General features: G+C 70.9%; 18 protein-coding genes and 3 tRNA genes. 6 read left to right on the plus strand and 15 right to left on the minus strand.

The window, feature by feature from the left end:
- The first annotated feature begins 20 nt into the window (after positions 1–20).
- Positions 21–827: a CPBP family intramembrane glutamic endopeptidase gene (locus ASF23_RS12610; RefSeq protein WP_156364499.1), complete on the plus strand. Its 807-nt coding sequence runs from the start codon at positions 21–23 to the stop codon at positions 825–827.
- 87 nt (positions 828–914) lie between these two features.
- Here ASF23_RS12610 and ASF23_RS12615 read toward each other — a convergent pair whose 3' ends face one another.
- Entirely contained in the window at positions 915–1541 is a 627-nt protein-coding gene (locus ASF23_RS12615) for a hypothetical protein (protein WP_055954016.1), read from the minus strand.
- Positions 1542–1761: 220 nt separating this feature from the next.
- Here ASF23_RS12615 and ASF23_RS12620 point away from each other — a divergent pair, with 220 nt between their 5' ends.
- A complete protein-coding gene (locus tag ASF23_RS12620; protein WP_055954018.1) occupies positions 1762–2259 on the plus strand; it encodes a pyridoxamine 5'-phosphate oxidase family protein in 498 nt (165 codons plus the stop codon).
- Complete coding sequence (locus ASF23_RS18965; RefSeq protein ID WP_268750859.1) at positions 2256–2390, plus strand: hypothetical protein; 135 nt, start codon at positions 2256–2258, stop codon at positions 2388–2390. Before ASF23_RS12620 ends, ASF23_RS18965 begins: the two co-directional genes overlap by 4 nt.
- 94 nt (positions 2391–2484) lie before the next feature.
- On the opposite strand, the gene ASF23_RS12625 is transcribed toward ASF23_RS18965, so the two are convergent.
- The 10 genes from ASF23_RS12625 to ASF23_RS12670 form a co-directional block, all read right to left on the minus strand.
- Positions 2485–2679 carry a hypothetical protein gene (locus tag ASF23_RS12625; RefSeq protein ID WP_055954020.1) on the minus strand — a complete coding sequence of 65 codons (195 nt, stop codon included), beginning with the start codon at positions 2677–2679 and terminating at the stop codon, positions 2485–2487.
- A gap of 485 nt (positions 2680–3164) precedes the next feature.
- Positions 3165–4085 (minus strand): alpha/beta hydrolase fold domain-containing protein, encoded by a 921-nt coding sequence (locus ASF23_RS12630; protein ID WP_055954024.1) that lies wholly within the window; start codon positions 4083–4085, stop codon positions 3165–3167.
- Between the two features lie 2 nt (positions 4086–4087).
- Entirely contained in the window at positions 4088–4936 is an 849-nt protein-coding gene (locus ASF23_RS12635) for a formate/nitrite transporter family protein (RefSeq protein ID WP_055954442.1), read from the minus strand.
- 132 nt (positions 4937–5068) lie between these two features.
- Positions 5069–5142 (minus strand) — tRNA-Met (locus ASF23_RS12640).
- Positions 5143–5189: 47 nt separating this feature from the next.
- A tRNA-Thr gene (locus ASF23_RS12645) sits at positions 5190–5261 on the minus strand.
- 137 nt (positions 5262–5398) lie between these two features.
- Positions 5399–6667 carry a M23 family metallopeptidase gene (locus ASF23_RS12650; RefSeq protein ID WP_082474115.1) on the minus strand — a complete coding sequence of 423 codons (1269 nt, stop codon included), beginning with the start codon at positions 6665–6667 and terminating at the stop codon, positions 5399–5401.
- 177 nt (positions 6668–6844) lie between these two features.
- On the minus strand, positions 6845–7669 hold the full coding sequence (locus ASF23_RS12655) for an inositol monophosphatase family protein (RefSeq protein WP_235510884.1): 825 nt from the start codon (positions 7667–7669) through the stop codon (positions 6845–6847).
- A gap of 125 nt (positions 7670–7794) precedes the next feature.
- A tRNA-Tyr gene (locus ASF23_RS12660) sits at positions 7795–7879 on the minus strand.
- A gap of 325 nt (positions 7880–8204) precedes the next feature.
- Complete coding sequence (locus tag ASF23_RS12665) at positions 8205–9446, minus strand: kynureninase (RefSeq protein WP_055954449.1); 1242 nt, start codon at positions 9444–9446, stop codon at positions 8205–8207.
- On the minus strand, positions 9443–10555 hold the full coding sequence (locus ASF23_RS12670) for a hypothetical protein (RefSeq protein WP_055954030.1): 1113 nt from the start codon (positions 10553–10555) through the stop codon (positions 9443–9445). The genes ASF23_RS12665 and ASF23_RS12670 overlap by 4 nt, the downstream gene beginning before the upstream one ends.
- A gap of 68 nt (positions 10556–10623) precedes the next feature.
- On the opposite strand from ASF23_RS12670, the gene ASF23_RS12675 reads away from it, so the two are divergent.
- Positions 10624–11112: a YajQ family cyclic di-GMP-binding protein gene (locus ASF23_RS12675; protein WP_055954033.1), complete on the plus strand. Its 489-nt coding sequence runs from the start codon at positions 10624–10626 to the stop codon at positions 11110–11112.
- 96 nt (positions 11113–11208) lie between these two features.
- Positions 11209–12669, plus strand: a complete 1461-nt coding sequence (gene cls / locus ASF23_RS12680; RefSeq protein ID WP_055954036.1) for a cardiolipin synthase — start codon at positions 11209–11211, stop codon at positions 12667–12669.
- Between the two features lie 144 nt (positions 12670–12813).
- Here the strand turns inward: cls and ASF23_RS12685 are convergent, their stop codons facing one another.
- The 4 genes from ASF23_RS12685 to ASF23_RS12700 all read right to left on the minus strand — a co-directional run bounded on the left by ASF23_RS12685 (position 12814) and on the right by ASF23_RS12700 (position 17504).
- Positions 12814–14031 carry a DUF418 domain-containing protein gene (locus tag ASF23_RS12685; RefSeq protein ID WP_055954038.1) on the minus strand — a complete coding sequence of 406 codons (1218 nt, stop codon included), beginning with the start codon at positions 14029–14031 and terminating at the stop codon, positions 12814–12816.
- Between the two features lie 113 nt (positions 14032–14144).
- Positions 14145–15515 (minus strand): FAD-dependent oxidoreductase, encoded by a 1371-nt coding sequence (locus ASF23_RS12690; RefSeq protein ID WP_055954041.1) that lies wholly within the window; start codon positions 15513–15515, stop codon positions 14145–14147.
- A gap of 88 nt (positions 15516–15603) precedes the next feature.
- On the minus strand, positions 15604–16680 hold the full coding sequence (locus ASF23_RS12695; RefSeq protein ID WP_055954045.1) for a polyprenyl synthetase family protein: 1077 nt from the start codon (positions 16678–16680) through the stop codon (positions 15604–15606).
- Entirely contained in the window at positions 16677–17504 is an 828-nt protein-coding gene (locus ASF23_RS12700) for a demethylmenaquinone methyltransferase (protein WP_055954048.1), read from the minus strand. Before ASF23_RS12700 ends, ASF23_RS12695 begins: the two co-directional genes overlap by 4 nt.
- A 70-nt stretch (positions 17505–17574) precedes the next feature.
- On the opposite strand from ASF23_RS12700, the gene ASF23_RS12705 reads away from it, so the two are divergent.
- The gene (locus ASF23_RS12705; RefSeq protein ID WP_235510894.1) at positions 17575–18828 is read left to right on the plus strand and encodes an isochorismate synthase; all 1254 of its coding nucleotides are present in this window, start codon (positions 17575–17577) and stop codon (positions 18826–18828) included.
- The last annotated feature ends 68 nt before the right edge of the window (positions 18829–18896 follow it).

The raw sequence follows: 18896 nt of genomic DNA on the forward strand, positions 1-18896 counted from the left end.
GAACCCTCTACGGTGTGAGCATGACCGGCGCCGACGGCTCTCCTCGTCCAGACCCAGTGCCGCCGTCGTCCGCGGAGCAGCGCGACCAGCGCGGGCTCGGCCCTGCGCTCGGGCTCGGTCCCGCGCTCGCTCCCGCGCTCGTGATCGCCGTCTCGCTCGTCGTCACCGTCGTGCTCGCCCGGATCGTCGCGGGGGCAGCCCGGACCGGTGTCGTCACCGACCCGCTGGTGCAGGTGCTCCTGGCCGACGTCGCCGTCTGGATCCCGCTCCTCGCGGCGGTCTGGTGGACGGTGCGCGGACTCCCCCGGTCGGATGTCGTGCTCCGACTCGGGCTCCGGTTCCGCGTGGTCGACGTGTTCTGGGCCGTCGCGATCGCGGTCTTCGCGCGGGCGATGGACGCCCTCCTCAACCTCGGGGTGTTCGGCGTGACCGGACTCGGGCCGCAGCTCGTGCTCGGCGACGGGCCCTCGCCGGCGCTCCTCGTGCTGATGGTCGCCGGGCCGGTCCTGGTGTCGCCGGTCGTCGAGGAGCTGTTCTTCCGGGGGGTGCTCCAGCGCTCACTCGTGCGGTGGTTCGGCGGGTCGGATGCTCGGCCCGGCGTCCTGGCGATCGCCGTCGGGGTACTCGTCAGCGCGCTCGTGTTCGCCGCGATGCACCTGCTGATCGGGTCGTTGACACCGGCGTCGGGGCTCGTCACCTTCGGTTCGACGTTCCTGCTCGGCGTGCTCGTCGGGACGCTCGCGGCCACCACCGGGCGCATCGGCGGCGCGATCCTGGCGCACGTGCTGTTCAACGCGATCGCGGTGGTGCTGACCTGGTCGTCCTGAGCGCGAGGCAGGCCGCGCTGCGGACGAGGTTCATCGTCGGTCGGCGTACTGCCCGCGGCCGTGTCGGTGGTCAGACGTGACGGTTCACTACCAGTTCTTCCGGATGAGCTCCAGGCGCCGCTGCACCTGTTCGTGGCGTCCGTCGAGCACGAGCGTCACCGCCAGACCGAGCAGCGCCAGGGCGAACAGGACGTTGAACAGCACCGCAACCCCCATCGGCACGGGAACCAGCTGGAATAGCGTGGACGCGAGCAGGACGAACGCCGTCACGGTGAGCATCAGCTGGGTCGAGCGATCTGCCGATCGAGCTCGCGTCACCGCCGCCGCCGCGACGAACCCCGCGACGACGACGACGATCCGGATGACGACCAAGATCGTCGAACGGACGACAGGATGACCATCGGTCAACGCGGACACGATCATGCCGAGGGCCGTGACAGCGCCGAAGACGATGAGCGCGGCGGGACCGTACGGGGCGGTGCCCGTCACCCGCGTGCCACGCCGACGTCCCGATGCCATCACAATGAACCCGACGAGGAGGACGATTCCCGTGACAGCCCTCGCGATCGTCCCCCACAGCGGGAACGAGTAGGTGTCGTCGATGGCGATCGACGTCCCGGCGCGGTCGAACAGCATCGACACCGCTGCCACACCGATCAACACGCCTCCCCAGAGCGTGGAACGCCCGATCTGTGCACTGCTGGACCCGGTCATGAGAACCTTCCTCGGTGGTCTTCGCTGACCAACCCACCGTAGCGCTGGGAGCGCATTCCATCCCCCTGTGACTTCGGCCGCCTACGCCACCGGCAACTGCCGTGGGGAGCAACATCGTCTACGACCACAGCACGGACGAAGCCGGGCTCGGGCGCGGACGAACAAGGCACTCGAGAATCTGACCGATCCAGCACCGACAACGAGTCAAGGAGCCATTCCCATGTCTGACACCACCAGCACCGACCAGCACCACGTCGCCGAACTCGTCAAGGACGCCAAGGTCGCGATGCTCACGACCATGACCGAGGACGGCAAGCACGTCAGCCGCCCGATGGCACTGCAGGAGGTCGAGTTCGACGGCGACCTGTGGTTCTTCGCCTACGACAACTCCGCCAAGGCGCAGCAGATCGGGGTGCACGCCGAGGTGAACGTGTCCTTCTCGGACACCAAGGGACACTCGTGGACGTCGCTGGCCGGTACGGCGAGCATCGTCCACGACCGTCAGAAGGCCGAGCAGCTGTGGGCGAAGCCGCTGCAGGCCTGGTTCCCGGACGGCCTCGACACGGACGGCCTCGCGCTGATCAAGGTCGAGGCGGAATCGGCCGAGTACTGGGAGGGCCCGAGCAGCACGGTCGCCTACATCGCCCAGGTGGCTCGCGCGGCCGTGACCCGCAACTCCGACCACGACCCCATCAAGAACGACACCGTCGAGATGTGACCGTCGTCCCCTTTGCGTCCCAGTCGACGGCGTACGTCAGCGCCGTGCCTGCCGGCGGGGTCACGAAGACCCGTGCCGATCCGGCACTGCTCCACCCGCGGAACGCCAGGAACTCCAGCGCTGCGCGGTAGTCGCCGCCACCCGATGTCGGTCCAGCGTGGGTCCGACCGTGCAGAAGGCCCGCATCCAGATCCGGAGGCGGGCCTTCCTCACGGGCGGAACACGTCAGCGGCGCTGGCGTCTCCGGGACTCGTACCAAGCCACGAGCGCGGCGATGAGCATCATCTCGATGAAGAAGTAGGTCGACGCATTCCCGAATGCTGCTGCAAGCGGGGTGAAGACCGCGAGGCCGAGGACGATCAGCGCCACGACTCCCCAGCGGAACATCGTCAGGTCGCGCTTCGGAGTTGCACTGCTCATGATTGCCTCCTCAGGGCTACTTGCCACTGAACGCCGCTGTAGGCGAACGGGTTCCACTCCGTCAGCGGCGGCGGCGTGGTCGTGGAGAAGATGCCCACGCATCCGTTGCCCACGGCGTGTCGACGTAGTTCAGCAGATGACCGTCAGCGTCGGTGATGATGACGGCGCAGACGTCCGATGTCCATCGGATCCCCCTTCGTTGCGATGCGATGTCGGTTGAACACTGCCTCTCCAGGCTTGCACGACCCCCGTTCGGGTGTCAGTCGCCAGTCCGGGGGACGGAATCTGTACCCCGGCGGGGGTCGACGAGGGACCCGGAAGGCGAGCCCCGGTCAGGTGAGGGTCCCGATCACGCCACCGACCGTGGCGGACCTGTGCCGTGCCTCCCGTCCGACCGGGTCGGATCCGTGCGCCGGTCTGCGCGAGCCGCCGCGCTCGATCCGGACGGCCATCGGGTGAGGACGCGGGACGCGGACTGCGATCGGCTACCGGGCACCGCTCCCGTCGGGACGAGGCTCTTCGAGCTGGGCGGCGAAGAAGCCGGTGAGCCGGTCGAGCGTGTCGACGACGACCTGCTGATCGCGGCCGGCGACGAAGCCGTGGTCAGAGCCGGGGAACACGTGGTGTTCCGTCCGGACCCCTCCCGCGCGGAGGCGTGCGGCGAGCGCAGCGCCCTCCGGTGCGAGGGTGTCGTTCCCGCCGGTGAGCACCAGGGTCGGCGGCATGCTCGCGGCCAGCGTTGCGTCCCGGTCCGGGGATGCGAGCGGTTCTCGACGACGGGCGACCTCGGGGAAGTAGGCCCACCCGACGAACCGCTGCACGAACGGACTGATGGCCGGACGAGGGATTCCCGACGTCCGGTCCGTGCGGACCACGTCCGTCACGGGGACGATGAGCGCAACGGCCACCGGCGCCGGGAGCGACGCGGTGCGGAGCTGCTGACAGGTGTTGATCGCGAGCTTCGCACCGGCGCTCACGCCGCTGAGCAGGAGCCGTTCCCCGGACCACCCCGCCCCGGTCTCGGCCCGGAGCCACCGAGCGACGTCGAAGGCCTCCTCTTCGGCAACCGGGTACTGCACGCGTGGGCCGGTGTCGTAGTCGGGCAGCACCACGACGGCACCGAGCCGACCGGCCATGGCCCGAGCGATGTGCAGGTCCTGCTCCGGGTACCGGTTGACGAAACCGCCGCCGTGCAGGTGCATCACGACCGGAGCGTCGGGGTCGTCCCCAGCCGGGCGCTGCACGACCGCTCGGACCGGACCGTGTCGCGTCGGGATGTGCACGGTGGTCGGGGCGGGGAGCGGGGTGCTCGGCTCCGGGAGTCCGCGCGGCGATCCGGCGCGCACGCGCGAACCGAGCTGCGCGAGGACCCAGAAGAGCGGGCTGACGGGACGGCGCACACGCACGCTCAGCGTCCGTCTCGTTGCGGGGACGGCTGGGTGGACTCGGTGTTCGATGATCGTCGACGTCTCTGGAGGAGGTCGGCCGTCCGCACGAGGCGCAGTGCCGTGACGAGCACGACGCCGCCGAGCACGTTGCAGACCAGCGTGGGCCCGAACCAGCCGAGCCACTGTCCGAGGGTGATCGGGACGCCGGACTGGACGGCGCCGAAGACGAGCAACGAGTCGAGGATCGAGTGGAACAGCTGGAGGCCGGAGAGCAGGAACCCGCCGATCATCGCGGCGATGATCTTGGCCGGGTCGGAGTCGGTGCCCTGCTGCATCCGGGTGACGAGGGTGATCGTGCTGCCGCCGAGGACCGCGAGCGCGGCGGCCTGGAGTCCGAACGGCATGTCGACGTAGTACCGGGCGGACTCCTCGAGGTCGTCGTGCCACTGCGGGAACGCCTGCACGACGAGCCACATGAACACCCACCCGCCCGCGAGGTTGCTGACGAGCGTCCCGATCCACAGCCGGGCGAGCTGTCCGACCGTGCCCTCGCGTGCGATCAGCGCCGTGATGGGCAGCAGGAAGTTCTCGGTGAAGAGTTCGCTGTGCGCGAGGTAGAGGGCGACCAGTCCGATGCCGAACGCGAGTCCCGCGAGCAGGTGGTTGCCGGTCTCGTGGAGGACCGCGAGGTAGCCCATCACGCCGATGCCGATCTCGAGGCCGCCGGCGAACCCGGTGGTGAGCACGACCCGCCAGGTGCGCTGCAGCCGTTCGGCACCCTCCTCGACCACGGCGTGGAAGGACTCGTGGATCTCGTCCTCGACGGGAGCGTCGCTGTCACCGAGTTCTCGGCGTCGGTCATCGGTCACCGGTCCGACGCTATCCGAGTTGGCGGCCGGTCGCCGACCGGTGACGTGGGCCGGGTCTCGCGCGGTGGACCGCATGCGAGCACGAAGAAGGCCCCCTGCCTGGAGGACGTCCAGATCAGAGGGCCTTGCGTGTAGCGAGGGCGGGACTTGAACCCGCGACACCACGATTATGAGCCGTGTGCTCTAACCAACTGAGCTACCCCGCCATGGACATCGGAACCCCGTGTCACTGCACACAGCCGCTCCGCGTCGGAGCCCCGAGTCAGGATTGAACTGACGACCCCCTCCTTACCATGGAGGTGCTCTACCACTGAGCTATCGGGGCGGAACCAGATCTGTACCCACCGGACCAGGTCCGGCGCAGTACCGCGATCGGCACCGTACGAGGATAGCAGAGCCGAGACGGTGGTCATGCACTGTGGCCGACTCCCGGGCGCGGCGTCTGCGCTCCTCGGAACGCGATCAGTTCGCGTTCGCCTTGAGCCACGCGAGCGGGTCCACCGGGACGTCGTTCACGTGGATCTCGAGGTGCAGGTGGGGACCGGTCGAGTTGCCGGTGCTGCCGACCTCGCCGAGCTCCTGGCCGACGGTCACCGTCTGGCCCTGGACGACCTTGAACGAGCCGTCCTTCATGTGGCCGTAGACGCTGACGAACTGCTCGCCGTCCACGTCGTGCTGGACCCAGACGTCGTTGCCGTAGCCGCCGTCGTCCGCCTTGACCTTGATGACCGTGCCCGCGGCGACCGAGCCGATGGGCGTGCCCTGGCCCGGGGCGAAGTCGATGCCCTCGTGGAAGGTCGAGCAGAACGAGCAGCCCGCGACGTTCCGCGCGCCGAACCCGCTCGAGATCGGGACGCCGACCGGGAACGGCCACTGGATGGTGCCGTTCGGGTCGTTCGTGAAGGTGCCGCTGGTGTTCTGGGGGATGACCACGGCATCGGTCACCGAGTAGCCGTCGCGGTTCGCCACGGCATCGGCACCCTCGCCGCTCGCGCCGACCTTGAGGGACTGGTCATCGACCGCCGCTGCGGCGGCACGGAGGCCCGGAGACTGGGGCGGCGTGTAGAACGCCTGCGCCGGGACCGAGGTACCGACGACGAGGCCGGCGACGACGAGGAGCACGGCTCCGCCGGAGAACGCCGAGGCGCGACGACGGAACGAGGACCCGGAACGCGTCGGGCGCGTCGCCGAACGGTCGGCGACACGCTGTACGCGCCGGACGGTGCGCTCGGTGGCGCGTCGTGCTGCGGGCGACTGCGCGGCGACCGGGGCCGACACCGAGAACGCGGCGGGCGCGGGCTCGACGACAGGCGCCGCGACGACCGCGGGAGCCGCCTCGACGACGGGTGCGGGCTCGACGACGGGTGCGGACTCGACGGGCTCCACGATGATCGTCTCGGCGACGGTCGGCACCGCTGCCACCACGTCCGGCGAGCTCGGTGCCGGTGCGTCGAACACCGACGTCGACTGCTCCGGCGGCATCGCGACCGAGACGTCGGGCGACATCGGCGCGCCGTCGGCATCGACCGGCATCGCGACACCCGGACCGGGCGCGACGACGGCCGGAGCGGCCAGCGTCATGGCGTCTGCAGCGATCGCCCTGGGGGCGAGTCCGGCGGCGAGCCGTTCCGCTGCGATCCGCTCACGGCGGGTCATCGGAGTCGGCGGGGTCACGGCCGGGCCGGAGTTCGGCTGCGGGAGGACGGGAGCGTCTGTGGCGTCAAGGGGCATAGCGTGGAGTGCGGAGTCCTCATCGGGGCGTGGCGCGCTCGTTGCGGGTAACGAGCAGATAACGGTCTCGAGAACGGTAGCAGCGATCCCCCGTAGTCGCCAGTCGTCGGTACTCAGGCTGGACGCCCCAGTCCGGGTGACCGGACACCCCGTACCCAGACGCTGCACAGCGGCGGTTCAGACCCCGGACTCGAGCGCCCAGACCCGTTCGACGAGCGCCGCCGCGATGCTCGGAGCGGCCACGACGTAGGTGCGCGCGTCGCCCGAGGTCCAGCTCTCGACGACCGCCCCGGCCTCCTCGGCGACGATCGCACCGGCGGCCATGTCCCACGGGTTGATCCCGCGCTCGAAGTACGCGTCGACCATGCCGGTCGCGACGGCACACAGGTCGAGCGACGCGGCCCCCATCCGTCGGATGTCCCGGATCTCGGTGATGAGCCCGCCGAGCACCTGGATCTGCGATGACCGTCGCTCCACGGTGTAGCCGAACCCCGTGGCGACGAGGGACTCGGCGAGGCTCCGCGGTCCGTCGACGTGCAGGCGCTCCCCGTTCAGCGTTGCGCCGTTCCCGTGCTCGGCGCGGAACACGTCGCCGGTCGCGGGTGCGACCACGACACCGGCCACGGGTGCCCAGGTGCCCGGGTCCGGTTCACCCTCGACGACGGCGATGCTGATGCCGTACATCGGGTTGCCGTAGAGGTAGTTGACCGTGCCGTCGATCGGGTCGACCACCCAGGTCAGACCCGACGAGCCCGACTCCGCTCCGGACTCCTCGCCGAGGAACCCGTCGTACGGCCGGTGCTCCGCGATCCGTGCCCGGACGAGCGCCTCGACCTCGCGGTCCGCGGCCGTGACGACGTCGACGATGCTCGACTTCCGGTCGGCGACCTCGACGCCCTCACGACGGCGCCGGGCGGCGAGTTCCGCGGCCTCGAGCGCGATCGACTCGGCGAGCGCGGCGAGGGCGCCCCGCTCGGCCGGCGGGATGGAGGTGGTGGACACGAGGTCGTCCTTCCGTCGGTACCCGCCCCGGCAGCGACAGGTCAGCACCCGCCCCGACAACGACAGAAGGCCCGACGATCTGGACGAACCGGACCGACGGACCTCGTCGCATGCTGGCGAGAGCATGGTGGCAAGTGAGGGATTCGAACCCCCGAAGGCGAAGCCGTCTGATTTACAGTCAGATCCCTTTGGCCGCTAGGGTAACTTGCCATTTGCGCACCCAGCCGGTGTGATCACCGACCGAAGGCGCGTCAGAAAGCATAGCGGATCGGTCGGCCTCCGGAGACCACCTGCGGCCCGGCGGGCGGCGACCACACATCGGTGGGGAGGTGCAGTGCCGGTCCCGCACCGTCCCTCCGGCCCGTCACGGTGACCGCCTGCCGGACGGGAGGCGCGCCGCGGCCTGGCACCGTCCCTCCAGTCCGGCATCCGCGCACCGACGCTGCCCGCGCGACCGGTTCTGTCCCAGGGAGCGTCAACTGCCCCAGGGGATGCCTCGGGCCGTTGACGCTCGCAGGCACAGAACGCGGTGCGGCTACCCGGCGGCGAGCTCCTCGCGGATCGCCTCGACGCCCGCGGCGACCTCGGCGAACGTGGTGCTGAGCGGCGACAGGCCGATGCGAAGCCCGTCCGGGTTCCGGAAGTCCGGCACGACCCCGCGATCCCAGAGCCCGGCGACGACACGGCGGAACTCCGCGTGCCGGATCATCACGTGACTCCCCCGGACGGCGGCGTCCCGCGGGCTCGCGACCTGCACGCCGAGCGGCACGAGGTGCTCGTCCACGAGCCGGAGCGCGTACTCCGTGAGTGCGGTCGACTTGTTGCGGACGGCCTCGATCCCGGCGCCCTCGATCGCGTCGAGCATGTCCTGCATGGCGAGCATCCCGGTGATCGGGGGTGTCCCGCTGACGAACCGACGGATGCTCGGGGCGGGCCGGTACCCGTCGGCCATCGCGAAGACGTCCTCCGCACCCATCCACCCCTGGATCGGTGGCGTGAGCTCGGCGTGCAGGACCCCTCGCGCGTAGAGGAACGCGGGCGCACCGGGTCCGCCGTTCAGGAACTTGTAGGTGCACCCCACCGCCAGGTCGACCTGCCAGGCATCGAGCTGCATCGGGACGACGCCGGCCGAATGGCAGAGGTCCCAGACGACGAGGCCGCCGACCTCGTGCACGAGTGCGGTGATCCCGGGCATGTCCGCGATGTACGCCGACCGGTACGACACGTGGTTGACGAGGACGACGGCGGTCCTCGGTCCGACGACCGTACGCAGGTCGTCGACCGTCACGCCGAGCGCTGGGTCGACGTGGACCCAGCGGACCGTCGCACCGTGTTCGGCGGCGATGCCCTCGACGACGAACCGGTCCGTCGGGAACTGGTCGTCGTCGATGACGATCTCGTCGCGGTCCGGTCGCGCACGGAGGGCGGACCGGATCGCCTTGTAGAGGAGGACCGTGGTCGAGTCCGCGACGACGGTCTGCCCCGCTGCCGCTCCGAGGGTGATGGCGCCGATCCGGTCACCGATGGCGGTCGGCAGGTCCATCCACTGCTCGTCCCAGGAGCGGATGAGCCGGGCGCCCCAGTCCTCCGCGAGGAAGCGGCGGAACCGGTCGGCGGTGGCGGTCATCGGGCGGCCGAGGGAGTTGCCGTCGAGGTACGCCAGGACGTCGTCGGACCGGACGAAGTGCGACGTCCACGCGGCGAGCGGGTCGGCGGCGTCGAGTGCGGCGGGGTCGGGTGCGGCGGGGTCGGGTGCGGCGGGGTCGAGTGTCGTCATGCGTCGGGTCCGTTCGGTCGTGGTGCGTCCCACCGCTCTCGGGGCGAGACACCGCTCTCGGGGGCGGTGTCCAGTTCGGAGGGCGGTGTTTCGTCCTCGGGGCTGGGTTCAGGGCGAGACCGGGGGCCGGGCTCGGGGGCCTGCTCGACACGCGCTCCGGCGAGCCACGCGGCCACCTCGGCCACCGAGGTCGTCGGCATCGGGCCGCGGAGCACGCTCGTCAGCCCGTCCGGCTCGGGGAACGGCTCCCATCGTCCGCGGGTGCCGGTGGTGAGTGCGCGGACGAGGTCCTCCGCGCCGAGTCCCGCGTCGGCGAGCGCCAGGAGCTCCCGGACGTTCACCCCGACCGGGAGCGGCCCGTTGCCGAGGTCGGTGCCGTACCGGACGTCGCCGCCGGCCGCGTGGAACCGCCGGAGGTTGTCGACCGCGACCCGGTGCGCGCGACTCCGCCGCCCGTACCCGTGGATGTCGAGCGTGCTGATCCAGGTGGTCCGGCCGGCGAGCTCCGCGACGAGGGCGTCGTCCAGCCGCTCGCTCCACGGGGTGTGCGCGAGGATGTCGACCCCGGCAGCCGCGACCCGCTCGACCTGCCCGCGGCCCTGGACGTGTGCGGCGACGGGGAGTCCGTGCTCGTGGGCGATCCCCACGACGGTCGCGAGGAGCCGGTCGTCCCACACCGGACCCGCGTCGGTGTTGACGGTGACCTTGACCACCCGCGCTCCGAGCGCTGCCATGGTGCGCACCGCCTCCAGTCCGGATGCGGCGTCGGCGACGGGGACGGCCGCGGCAGTGGGGGCCCAGCCGGCCCTGGACGGGTAGCCGCCGGGGGCACCGAGGAGTCCGCCTGCGACCGCGATCAGCGGAAGCGCTGCCGGCGCGTCGCTCGCGTCCGGCGCGTCGCTCGCGTCCGGCGCGTGTCGGGGATCCGGACGGGAGGCCCGCACCCACTCCGCCACGAGCGCCGGGTCCCAGCCGAGGTCGACCACGCGCGCGACCCCACCGGCTCGGACTGCCGCGGCATCGACCAGCCCGAGGTGCACGTGCGCGTCCGTGAACCCCGCGAGCACGGTCTCGTCCCGCCGCGTCTCGTCCTGCACAGCACCGGCCACACCCCGAGGGTATCCACAGCGACTGCGCAGCGATCCAGCCCCCGCGCCCGCCGGATAAGCTGTCCGGCATGGCAGACAGTTCCTTCGACGTGGTCAGCAAGGTCGACAAGATGGAGGCGGAGAACGCCCTCAACCAGGCCGCCAAGGAGATCGAGCAGCGCTACGACTTCAAGGGCGTCGGCGCTTCGGTAGAGTGGAGCGGCGAGGACGTCCTCATCAAGGCGTCCTCCGAGGAGCGCGCGAAGGCCGTCCTCGACGTCTTCGAGTCCAAGCTCATCAAGCGTGGCATCAGCCTGAAGAGCCTCGACACCGGTGAGCCGTTCGCCTCCGGCAAGGAGTTCCGCATCGAGGCGAAGCTCAAGAACGGCATCGAGCAGGACGTCGCGAAGAAGATCGGCGCGCTCATCCGCAGTGACGCTCCGAAGACCGTGAAGAGCCAGATCCAGGGCGACGAACTCCGGGTCTCCTCGAAGAGCCGCGACGACCTGCAGTCCACGATGGCGCTCCTCAAGGGCGGCGACTTCGAGGTGCCGCTGCAGTTCGTCAACTTCCGGTAGCCCGCGAGCGCCCGCCCCTGAGCGCCCGAGTTCGGTGCGCCCGATCCCGCCGCGCCCGACCCCCGGCGCCGCACGACCCCGAGACCGGAGACCGCCGTGGAGCACTGGCTCGGCATCACCATCACCGTCCTGCTCATCCTGCTCGACCTCGCCATCCGCGCGTTCTCGATCATCTACGTGCCGATCGACCGGAAGCCGCAGACCGCGACGGGGTGGTTGCTCGCGATCTTCCTGATCCCCTACATCGGGTTCATCGTCTTCCTCATCATCGGCTCGACGAAGCTCCCGAAGGCCCGCCGCGAGAAGCAGTCCGAGATCAACGACTACATCCTCGACCAGACCGAGGGCATGGACCGGGTCAAGACCGACGAGACGTGGCCGAAGTGGCTGAACAGCGTCGTCCAGCTCAACCGGGGGCTCGGTGCGATGCCCCTCGTCGGTGGGAACACGGCGGAGCTGTACCCGGACTCGGTCGAGTCGATCGCGGCGATGACCCGGGCCGTCGACGAGGCCGAGCGGTTCGTGCACGTCGAGTTCTACATCGCGACGATCGACCCCACCACGAAGCCGTTCTTCGACGCGCTCGAGCGGGCGGTCGAGCGCGGGGTCAGCGTGAAGTTCCTGATGGACCACATCGCCAGCCGCGGATACCCCGGGTACAAGGCGACCAAGGCGCGGCTCGACGACATGGGCGCCGAGTGGCACCTCATGCTGCCGATCCTCCCGCTGCAGGGCAAGTTCCAGCGACCGGACCTCCGCAACCACCGCAAGATCCTGGTCGTCGACGGCCGGGTCGGGTTCACCGGCTCGCAGAACCTCATCGACGACAGCTACGACGTCAAGGCACACGTCGAGAAGGGGCTCCGGTACAAGGACCTCATGGCCCGCTTCGAGGGGCCGATCGTCGCCGGGATCAACGCGCTGTTCATCACCGACTGGTACAGCGAGACGGACGAGCTCCTCCGCGAGCGCGAGCCGGTCCAGCGCGCGGAACCGCACCCGGAGATGCTCGACGCGCAGGTGGTGCCGTCCGGTCCGGGGTTCGACGGCGAGAACAACCTGCGCCTCTTCAACGCGCTGCTCTACGCCGCCCAGGACCGGGTGTCGATCACGAGTCCGTACTTCGTCCCCGACGAGTCGATGCTCTACGCGATCACGACCACCGCGCAGCGCGGCGTCGCGGTCGAGCTGTTCGTCGGCGAGATCGGCGACCACACCATGACCTGGCACGCGCAGCGCTCCTACTACGAGGCGCTCCTGCGGGCCGGCGTCCGGATCTTCCTCTACAAGCAGCCGACGATCCTGCACGCCAAGCACTTCACGATCGACGACTCCGTGTCGGTGATCGGGTCGAGCAACATGGACATGCGCTCGTTCAGCCTGAACCTCGAGATCACCGTGATGGTCCGCGGCCGGAAGTTCGTCGACCAGCTCCGGCAGGTGCAGGACGACTACCGCGCCGAGAGCTTCGAGATCACCCTCGACGAGTGGGTGCAGCGGCCGACCCGGTCGCAGGTCCTCGACAACGTCGCGCGACTGACCGCCGCGCTGCAGTAGCGCCGCGAGGCCGGGAGACACGGCCGGGAGGCACGGCCGGGGTCCGGTGGGCGCCTCCCGGCCGTCAGACTCCCCGGCTGGGCGGCAGGCTCGCGCCAGCTAGGGCCCGGCAGGCTCCCCGGCTGGGCGGCAGGCTTGCGCCAGCTAGGGCCCGGCAGGCTCCTCCGGCTCCGCGGGCTCCGCAGCCGGCGGTGCGGACGGCACGGGTCGTCGGCCGACACCGCTCGTCAGTCTGCTGAGACCGGCCTCGAGCGGACCGCGCCCGATGAACCGCGACCAGAGCAGTGCGAAGACGGTCGACCCGAGCACGAAGCCCCACACCGTCTTCGCGCCGTAGTCGAGACCCTCGGGACGCGCCAGCAGCAGCGCGAGCACGACGATGTGCAGGGCGTAGATCGACAGCGGCATGCTCCCGACGGCCGCGAACGGTCGCGCGACGATCCGCGCCACGACGCCCCGACGCTCGGTGAACAGGAGGGAGCACAGCCCGATCACCGCGATCGAGACGCCGATGCTCCCGAGCATGTCGACGATGGACGCCGAGTGACCGCGGGGCGACAGCCACTCCGCGAGCACGCGTCCGCCCGCGGTCTTCGCGCCCTCCATCGCGGGGACCCCCGGGTAGGCGAACGCCTTGGGGTCGACCGGGGCCAGGAGCTCCCCCACCGTGTACGCCACGATCGCCATCGCGCTGCCCAGCCAGAGCAGCGTCGTCTGGACGGCCCGCGATGCGAGGTCGCTCCGCCCGACCGCGAGCCCGACGAGCAGGTACCCGAGGAACGTCACCGGCGGGTAGATGAGGCCGAGCTGGTTCGTGTATTCGGAGGTGTTGAAGTAGACCTCGGCAGCGACGGTCGCGACGGGGATCGAGAGCGCCACCGTGAGCCCGGCGACCGCGAGCAGCCAGCGCCGACGCCAGCGGAGCACCGGGAGCGACAGGAGGAACAGCACACCGTAGGTCGGCAGGATCACCGCGACGGGCGTGCCGAGTGCCATCAGGAGGAACCCGACGGCGATCAGGACCACGGCGCGGATGGTCAGGCGGACCCGTGCCCGGCCGAGTGCCGCGCCGGCGACGGGTGTGCTCCGACCGGTCACGATGGCGATCGAGACCCCGGCGAGGATCGCGAAGAGGGTCGACGAGCGGCCGTCCACGATCCCCATCCAGGTACCAGGCTGCCCCCAGTCGATGACCGAGGGGACGGCACCGACGTGTGCGACGATCATGCCGAACAGCGCGAGGGAACGGGCGACGTCGATGCCGACGAGCCGAGACGTGCTCGGTGCGACGGAGGCGGCGGAGGTGGCGGGCGCGACGTGAGTCGGGGAGATGAGCGGCTCGGGTCGCCGCGTGGTGTCCATTGCGACACCATACGTCGCGCCCCCGCTCGGCGACAGTGTGGAACCGAGCGACCGTCGTGCGACAGGGCCGAGGGTCCCGCGACGTGACGGATGCCGGGCTCGGTCCCGGTGGGTCAGCCCTGGTGTGCGCCGGTGCGGCCGAGCGAGACGTCCACCATCTCCTGGCGCGCGACGACCTTGATCCGCGCGCGTCCGTGCGGCTCGCCGAGTCCGATCTCGTGCGTGTCGAGTGCGTGCCACCCGTCGAGGTCGGTGTACTCGACCCCGCGCTCGGCGAGGAGCGCCGGGATCGCGGCCGCGGACGGGTCGGCCGGCGTCCACCAGCTCGCCTGGTCGGTCATCAGGTGCTGGACGGTCTCCATGGCGTCGGACTTGGTGTGGCCGATCAGCCCCACCGGACCGCGCTTGATCCACCCGGTGGCGTACAGCCCGGGGATCTGCTGGTTGTCGTCGTCGAGGACCTGGCCCTCGTGGTTCGGGATGACCCCGTGTCGCTCGTCGAACGGCACGCCGGGCAGCGCGGACCCGAAGTACCCGACCGCACGGTAGATCGCCTGGATCGCGATCTCGCGGACCTCGCCGGTGCTCTCGACGCCGCCCTGGCCGTTCGGACGCGTGCGCTCGTACCGGATGGCGGACACGTGGCCGTCGGTCCCGACGATCTCGATCGGCTTCGCGTAGAAGTGCAGGTGCAGCCGGCGCGACGCGGTCCCCGGCCCACGCTTCCGCCACTGCTGGAGGACCCGGTCGATGACCATGACCTGCTTGTTCGTCGCGATCGCGGTCTTCGACGCCTCGTCGTGGTCGAAGTCCTCGTCGTAGACGACGACGTCGACGTCGGGGACCTCACCCAGCTCGCGGAGTTCCAGCGGCGTGAACTTCACCTGGGCGGGACCGCGACGACCGAACACGTGCACATCGGTCACAGGCGATGCGGTCAGGCCCTCGTGGACGTTCGCGGGGATCTCGGTCGGCAGCAGGTCGTCGGCGTGCTTCGCGAGGATGCGCGAGACGTCGAGCGCCACGTTGCCGTTCCCGATCACCGCGACGCTCTCGGCCTCGAGCGGCCACGTGCGCGGCACGTCGGGGTGACCGTCGAACCAGCTGACGAACTCCGCCGCGCCGTAGGACCCCTCGAGCTCCACGCCCGGCACGTCGAGGTCGGCGTCCTTGATCGCGCCCGTCGAGAAGACCACGGCGTTGTAGTGCTGCTTGAGGTCGTCGAGCGTGATGTCCCGGCCGAACGTGACGTTGCCGAAGATCCGGATGTCACCGCGGTCGAGCACGTCGCGCAGCGCGTTGATGATGCCCTTGATGCGCGGGTGGTCCGGAGCCACGCCGTACCGTACGAGCCCGTACGGCGCGGGGAGCTGCTCGAACAGGTCGATCGACACGTCGAAACCACGCGCCTCCTTGAGGAGGATGTCCGCGGCGTAGATCCCGGCGGGCCCGGCGCCGACGATGGCGAGTCGGAGAGTGGTCACCTGGTTGACTCCAGTTCTTCGGCGCCCTGATCGGCGCGGTGCTTCGGTGGCTGCGCCGGACGGACCGGCGTCGGGGTCGGCGGACCGGTCAGCGCGTGCGGTCGACGACGGACTCGGCGAACCGGGTCAGCGCGCGCTTGACGGAGCCAGACGGCAGCGGTCCGAGTGCGGCGACGGCCTCGTCGGCCCACTGCGCGGCGAGTGACCGCGTCGTCGCGGTGGCCTCGTGGTCGCGGAGCTCCGCGACGGCCGACTCGTAGGGCGCCCCGGTCACGGCGTCGTCCGGCGCACCGGCGACGTCGTGCTCGATCCGCGCGAGCAGTGCCGCCGACGCCTGGTCGGTGGCCGCGGCACGCCGGAGGTGCAGGAGCGGCAGGGTCTCGACGCCCGCGCGCAGGTCGTTCCCGGCGATCTTGCCGGTGTGGTCCCCCGCCGGCGCGAGGTCGATGACGTCGTCGACGAGCTGGAACGCGACGCCGACCTTCTCGCCGAACTCCGCGACGGCCGGCAGGTACGCGCGGTCCGCGCCGGAGAACATCACGCCGGCACGTGCGGCCGTGGCGATGAGCGAGCCGGTCTTGTCGCCGAGGACACCGAGGTAGTGCTCGATGACGTCGTCACCGGGTCCGGGGCCCATCGTCTCGTGCAGCTGCCCGAGGCAGAGTCGCTCGAACGTCTCCGCCTGCATGCGGATGCCCTCTGGTCCGAGCTCGCTCGTGATGAGGCTCGCGCGGGCGAAGAGCAGGTCGCCGGTCAGGATCGCCACGTTGTTGCCGTAGGTCACGTGGGCACTCGGCACCCCGCGTCGGACGGGCGCCTCGTCCATCACGTCGTCGTGGTAGAGCGACGCCAGGTGCGTCATCTCGATGCTCACGGCGGCACGGACGACCTGCGGGGTGACACCGTCGCCGAGCTGCGCGATGAGGAGCGTCAGCGTCGGGCGGATGCGCTTGCCACCCGCGGCGAGCAGGTAGCGCGTCGTGGTGTCCGCGAGCTGGTCGGCGGAGTGCATGGCCTCGTCGAGGCCCTGCTCGACGAGCTCGAGGCCGTCGTCGATCCGGCCGACGAAGCGGCGTTCGGTCGGCGTGGCGAACATGCGCTCCCCGACCCCGAGGGAGGCACGGAGACTCGGGGCCCGCCGGACGACCGGAGCGCTGGCGTTCACGGGGTGTCCGTGCCGTCGGCGACCGGCGGCGACGTGTCCGAGGACGCGACGACGTCCGGCTGCTCGCCGGTGGTCTGGTGCGCACGCCTGGCCTCGGCCCGGCGTGCGGCCGAGGCACGGACGGCACCGGTCATCGGCTTCCGGCCGCGGTGCAGTGCGACGATGCCGGCCGTGAGGTTCCGGTACGCGACGACCGTGAACCCGACGCCGCGGAGCCACTGGCTGAGCACCTGCTGTTCCGGCCACGCCGCGATCGACTCGCCGAGGTAGCGGTAGGCGGCAGGGTTGCTGCTCGAGAGCTTGGCGATGCCGGGGAGCACGCGCTTCAGGTAGGACAGGTACCCGAAGCGGAGCAGTGCCATCGGCGGGGTGGAGAACTCGCAGATCACGACGCGGCCGCCGGGCTTCATGACGCGGTACATCTCGGCCAGCGCCGCCATCGGGTCGTTGACGTTGCGGAGTCCGAACGAGATCGTCACCGCGTCGAAGGTGTCGTCCTCGAAGGGCAGGTGTTCGGCGTCGCCGTGCACGAACGTGATCTCGGGGTGACGGCCCCGACCGACCTCGATCATCCCCGTGGACAGGTCGAGTGCCGTGACGTCGGCGCCCTTCTTCGCGAAGGCGGCGGAGCTCGTGCCGGTGCCGGCGGCCAGGTCGAGGATCTTCTCGCCGGGCTGCGGGTCGACGGCCTTGACGGTCGCGACACGCCACAGCGGGGCGTTCCCCGCGGACAGGATGTCGTTGGTGAGGTCGTACTTCTCCGCGACGTCATCGAACATGGCCGCCACCTCGTCCGGCCGCTTGGACATGTCCGCTCTGCTCACAGGATCCATCCTAGGTGGTCGTCCCTCAGCATTCCCGAGTGGCGGCGACGCGTAGCATCGGAACGTGTCACTGACCGCCGTCGAGACCCCGCACCTCACCGTGTCGACCCGCATGCTCGACGACCCGGGAGACGTGCTCCGGCACACCCTGGCGGATCGACCGCTCGCGTTCGTCCGTCGCGGGGACGGCATCATCGGCGTCGGTGAGGCGCTCCGGTACGTGTTCCGCGGACCCGATCGGATGCGCGATGCGGCCACCGCGTGGCGGTCGCTCGTCGCGAACGCCACGGTGGACGACGCGCTCCGGGTCCGAGGGACCGGGCTCGTCGCGTTCGGGGCCTTCGCGTTCGCGGACGACTCCGCCGCCGAGAGCGTGCTCATCGTGCCGCGGATCGTCATCGGACGCCGACACGGCCGCGCCTGGCTGACCGCCGTCGACACCACCGCGAACCCGGCGATGCTCGGGCCGTCCACGCTGTCCGACCCCACGCCCGCGGTCGCCGGACACGTGTCGGCCGCGTTCGGCCCGGGGCAGATCGACGCCGACGCCTACGCCGCGTCGGTGGAACAGGCCGTCGCCGCGATCCGTGCGGGCGAGGCGCGGAAGATCGTCCTCGCACGTGACCGCGTCGCGACCCTCCCGCCGCACGCCGACCGTCGCGCAGTCCTCCTCGACCTCGCCACGAGCTACCCGGACTGCGTGACGTTCGCGGTCGACGGCCTCGTGGGCGCGACCCCGGAGACCCTCGCGCGCACCGACGGCACCGCCCTGAGCGCCCGCGTGCTCGCCGGCAGCGCCGCCCGTGGGACCGACCACACGTCGGACCGGCTCGCGGCCGACGCACTCGCGTCGAGCGCCAAGGACCTCGAGGAGCACGACTTCGCACTCGCGAGCCTCGTCGAGGCGCTCCGTCCCATCGCCACGGACATCCGCGCCGACACCGCGCCGTTCCGACTGCAGCTCCCGAACCTCTGGCACCTCGCGAGCGACGTGTCCGCCCTGCTCCCCCGCGGGACGACCTCGCTCGACGTCGCGGACGCCCTGCACCCGACGGCGGCGGTGGCCGGGACGCCGACGGACGCTGCGGTCCGCCTGATCGCCGGACTGGAGGCGGTGGACCGCGGCCGGTACGCCGGCCCCGTCGGGTGGATGGGTGCGTCCGGCGACGGCGAGTGGATGCTCGCCCTCCGCAGTGCCGAGATCAGCGACGACGGCACCGTCCGGGCATGGGCCGGCGCGGGGATCGTCGAGGGCTCGGACCCCGACCGCGAGGTCGCCGAGACCGCGCTGAAGTTCCGCCCGATCGCCGAGGCCCTCGCCTAGTCCCGTCAGCCCGTCCCGGCAGCCCGTCCCGGCCCGGCTCGGCTCGGCCTGGACGCCCGTGTTCCGAA

Origin of the sequence: Curtobacterium sp. Leaf261 (assembly GCF_001422205.1) — a bacterium.
Taxonomy (GTDB): domain Bacteria; phylum Actinomycetota; class Actinomycetes; order Actinomycetales; family Microbacteriaceae; genus Curtobacterium.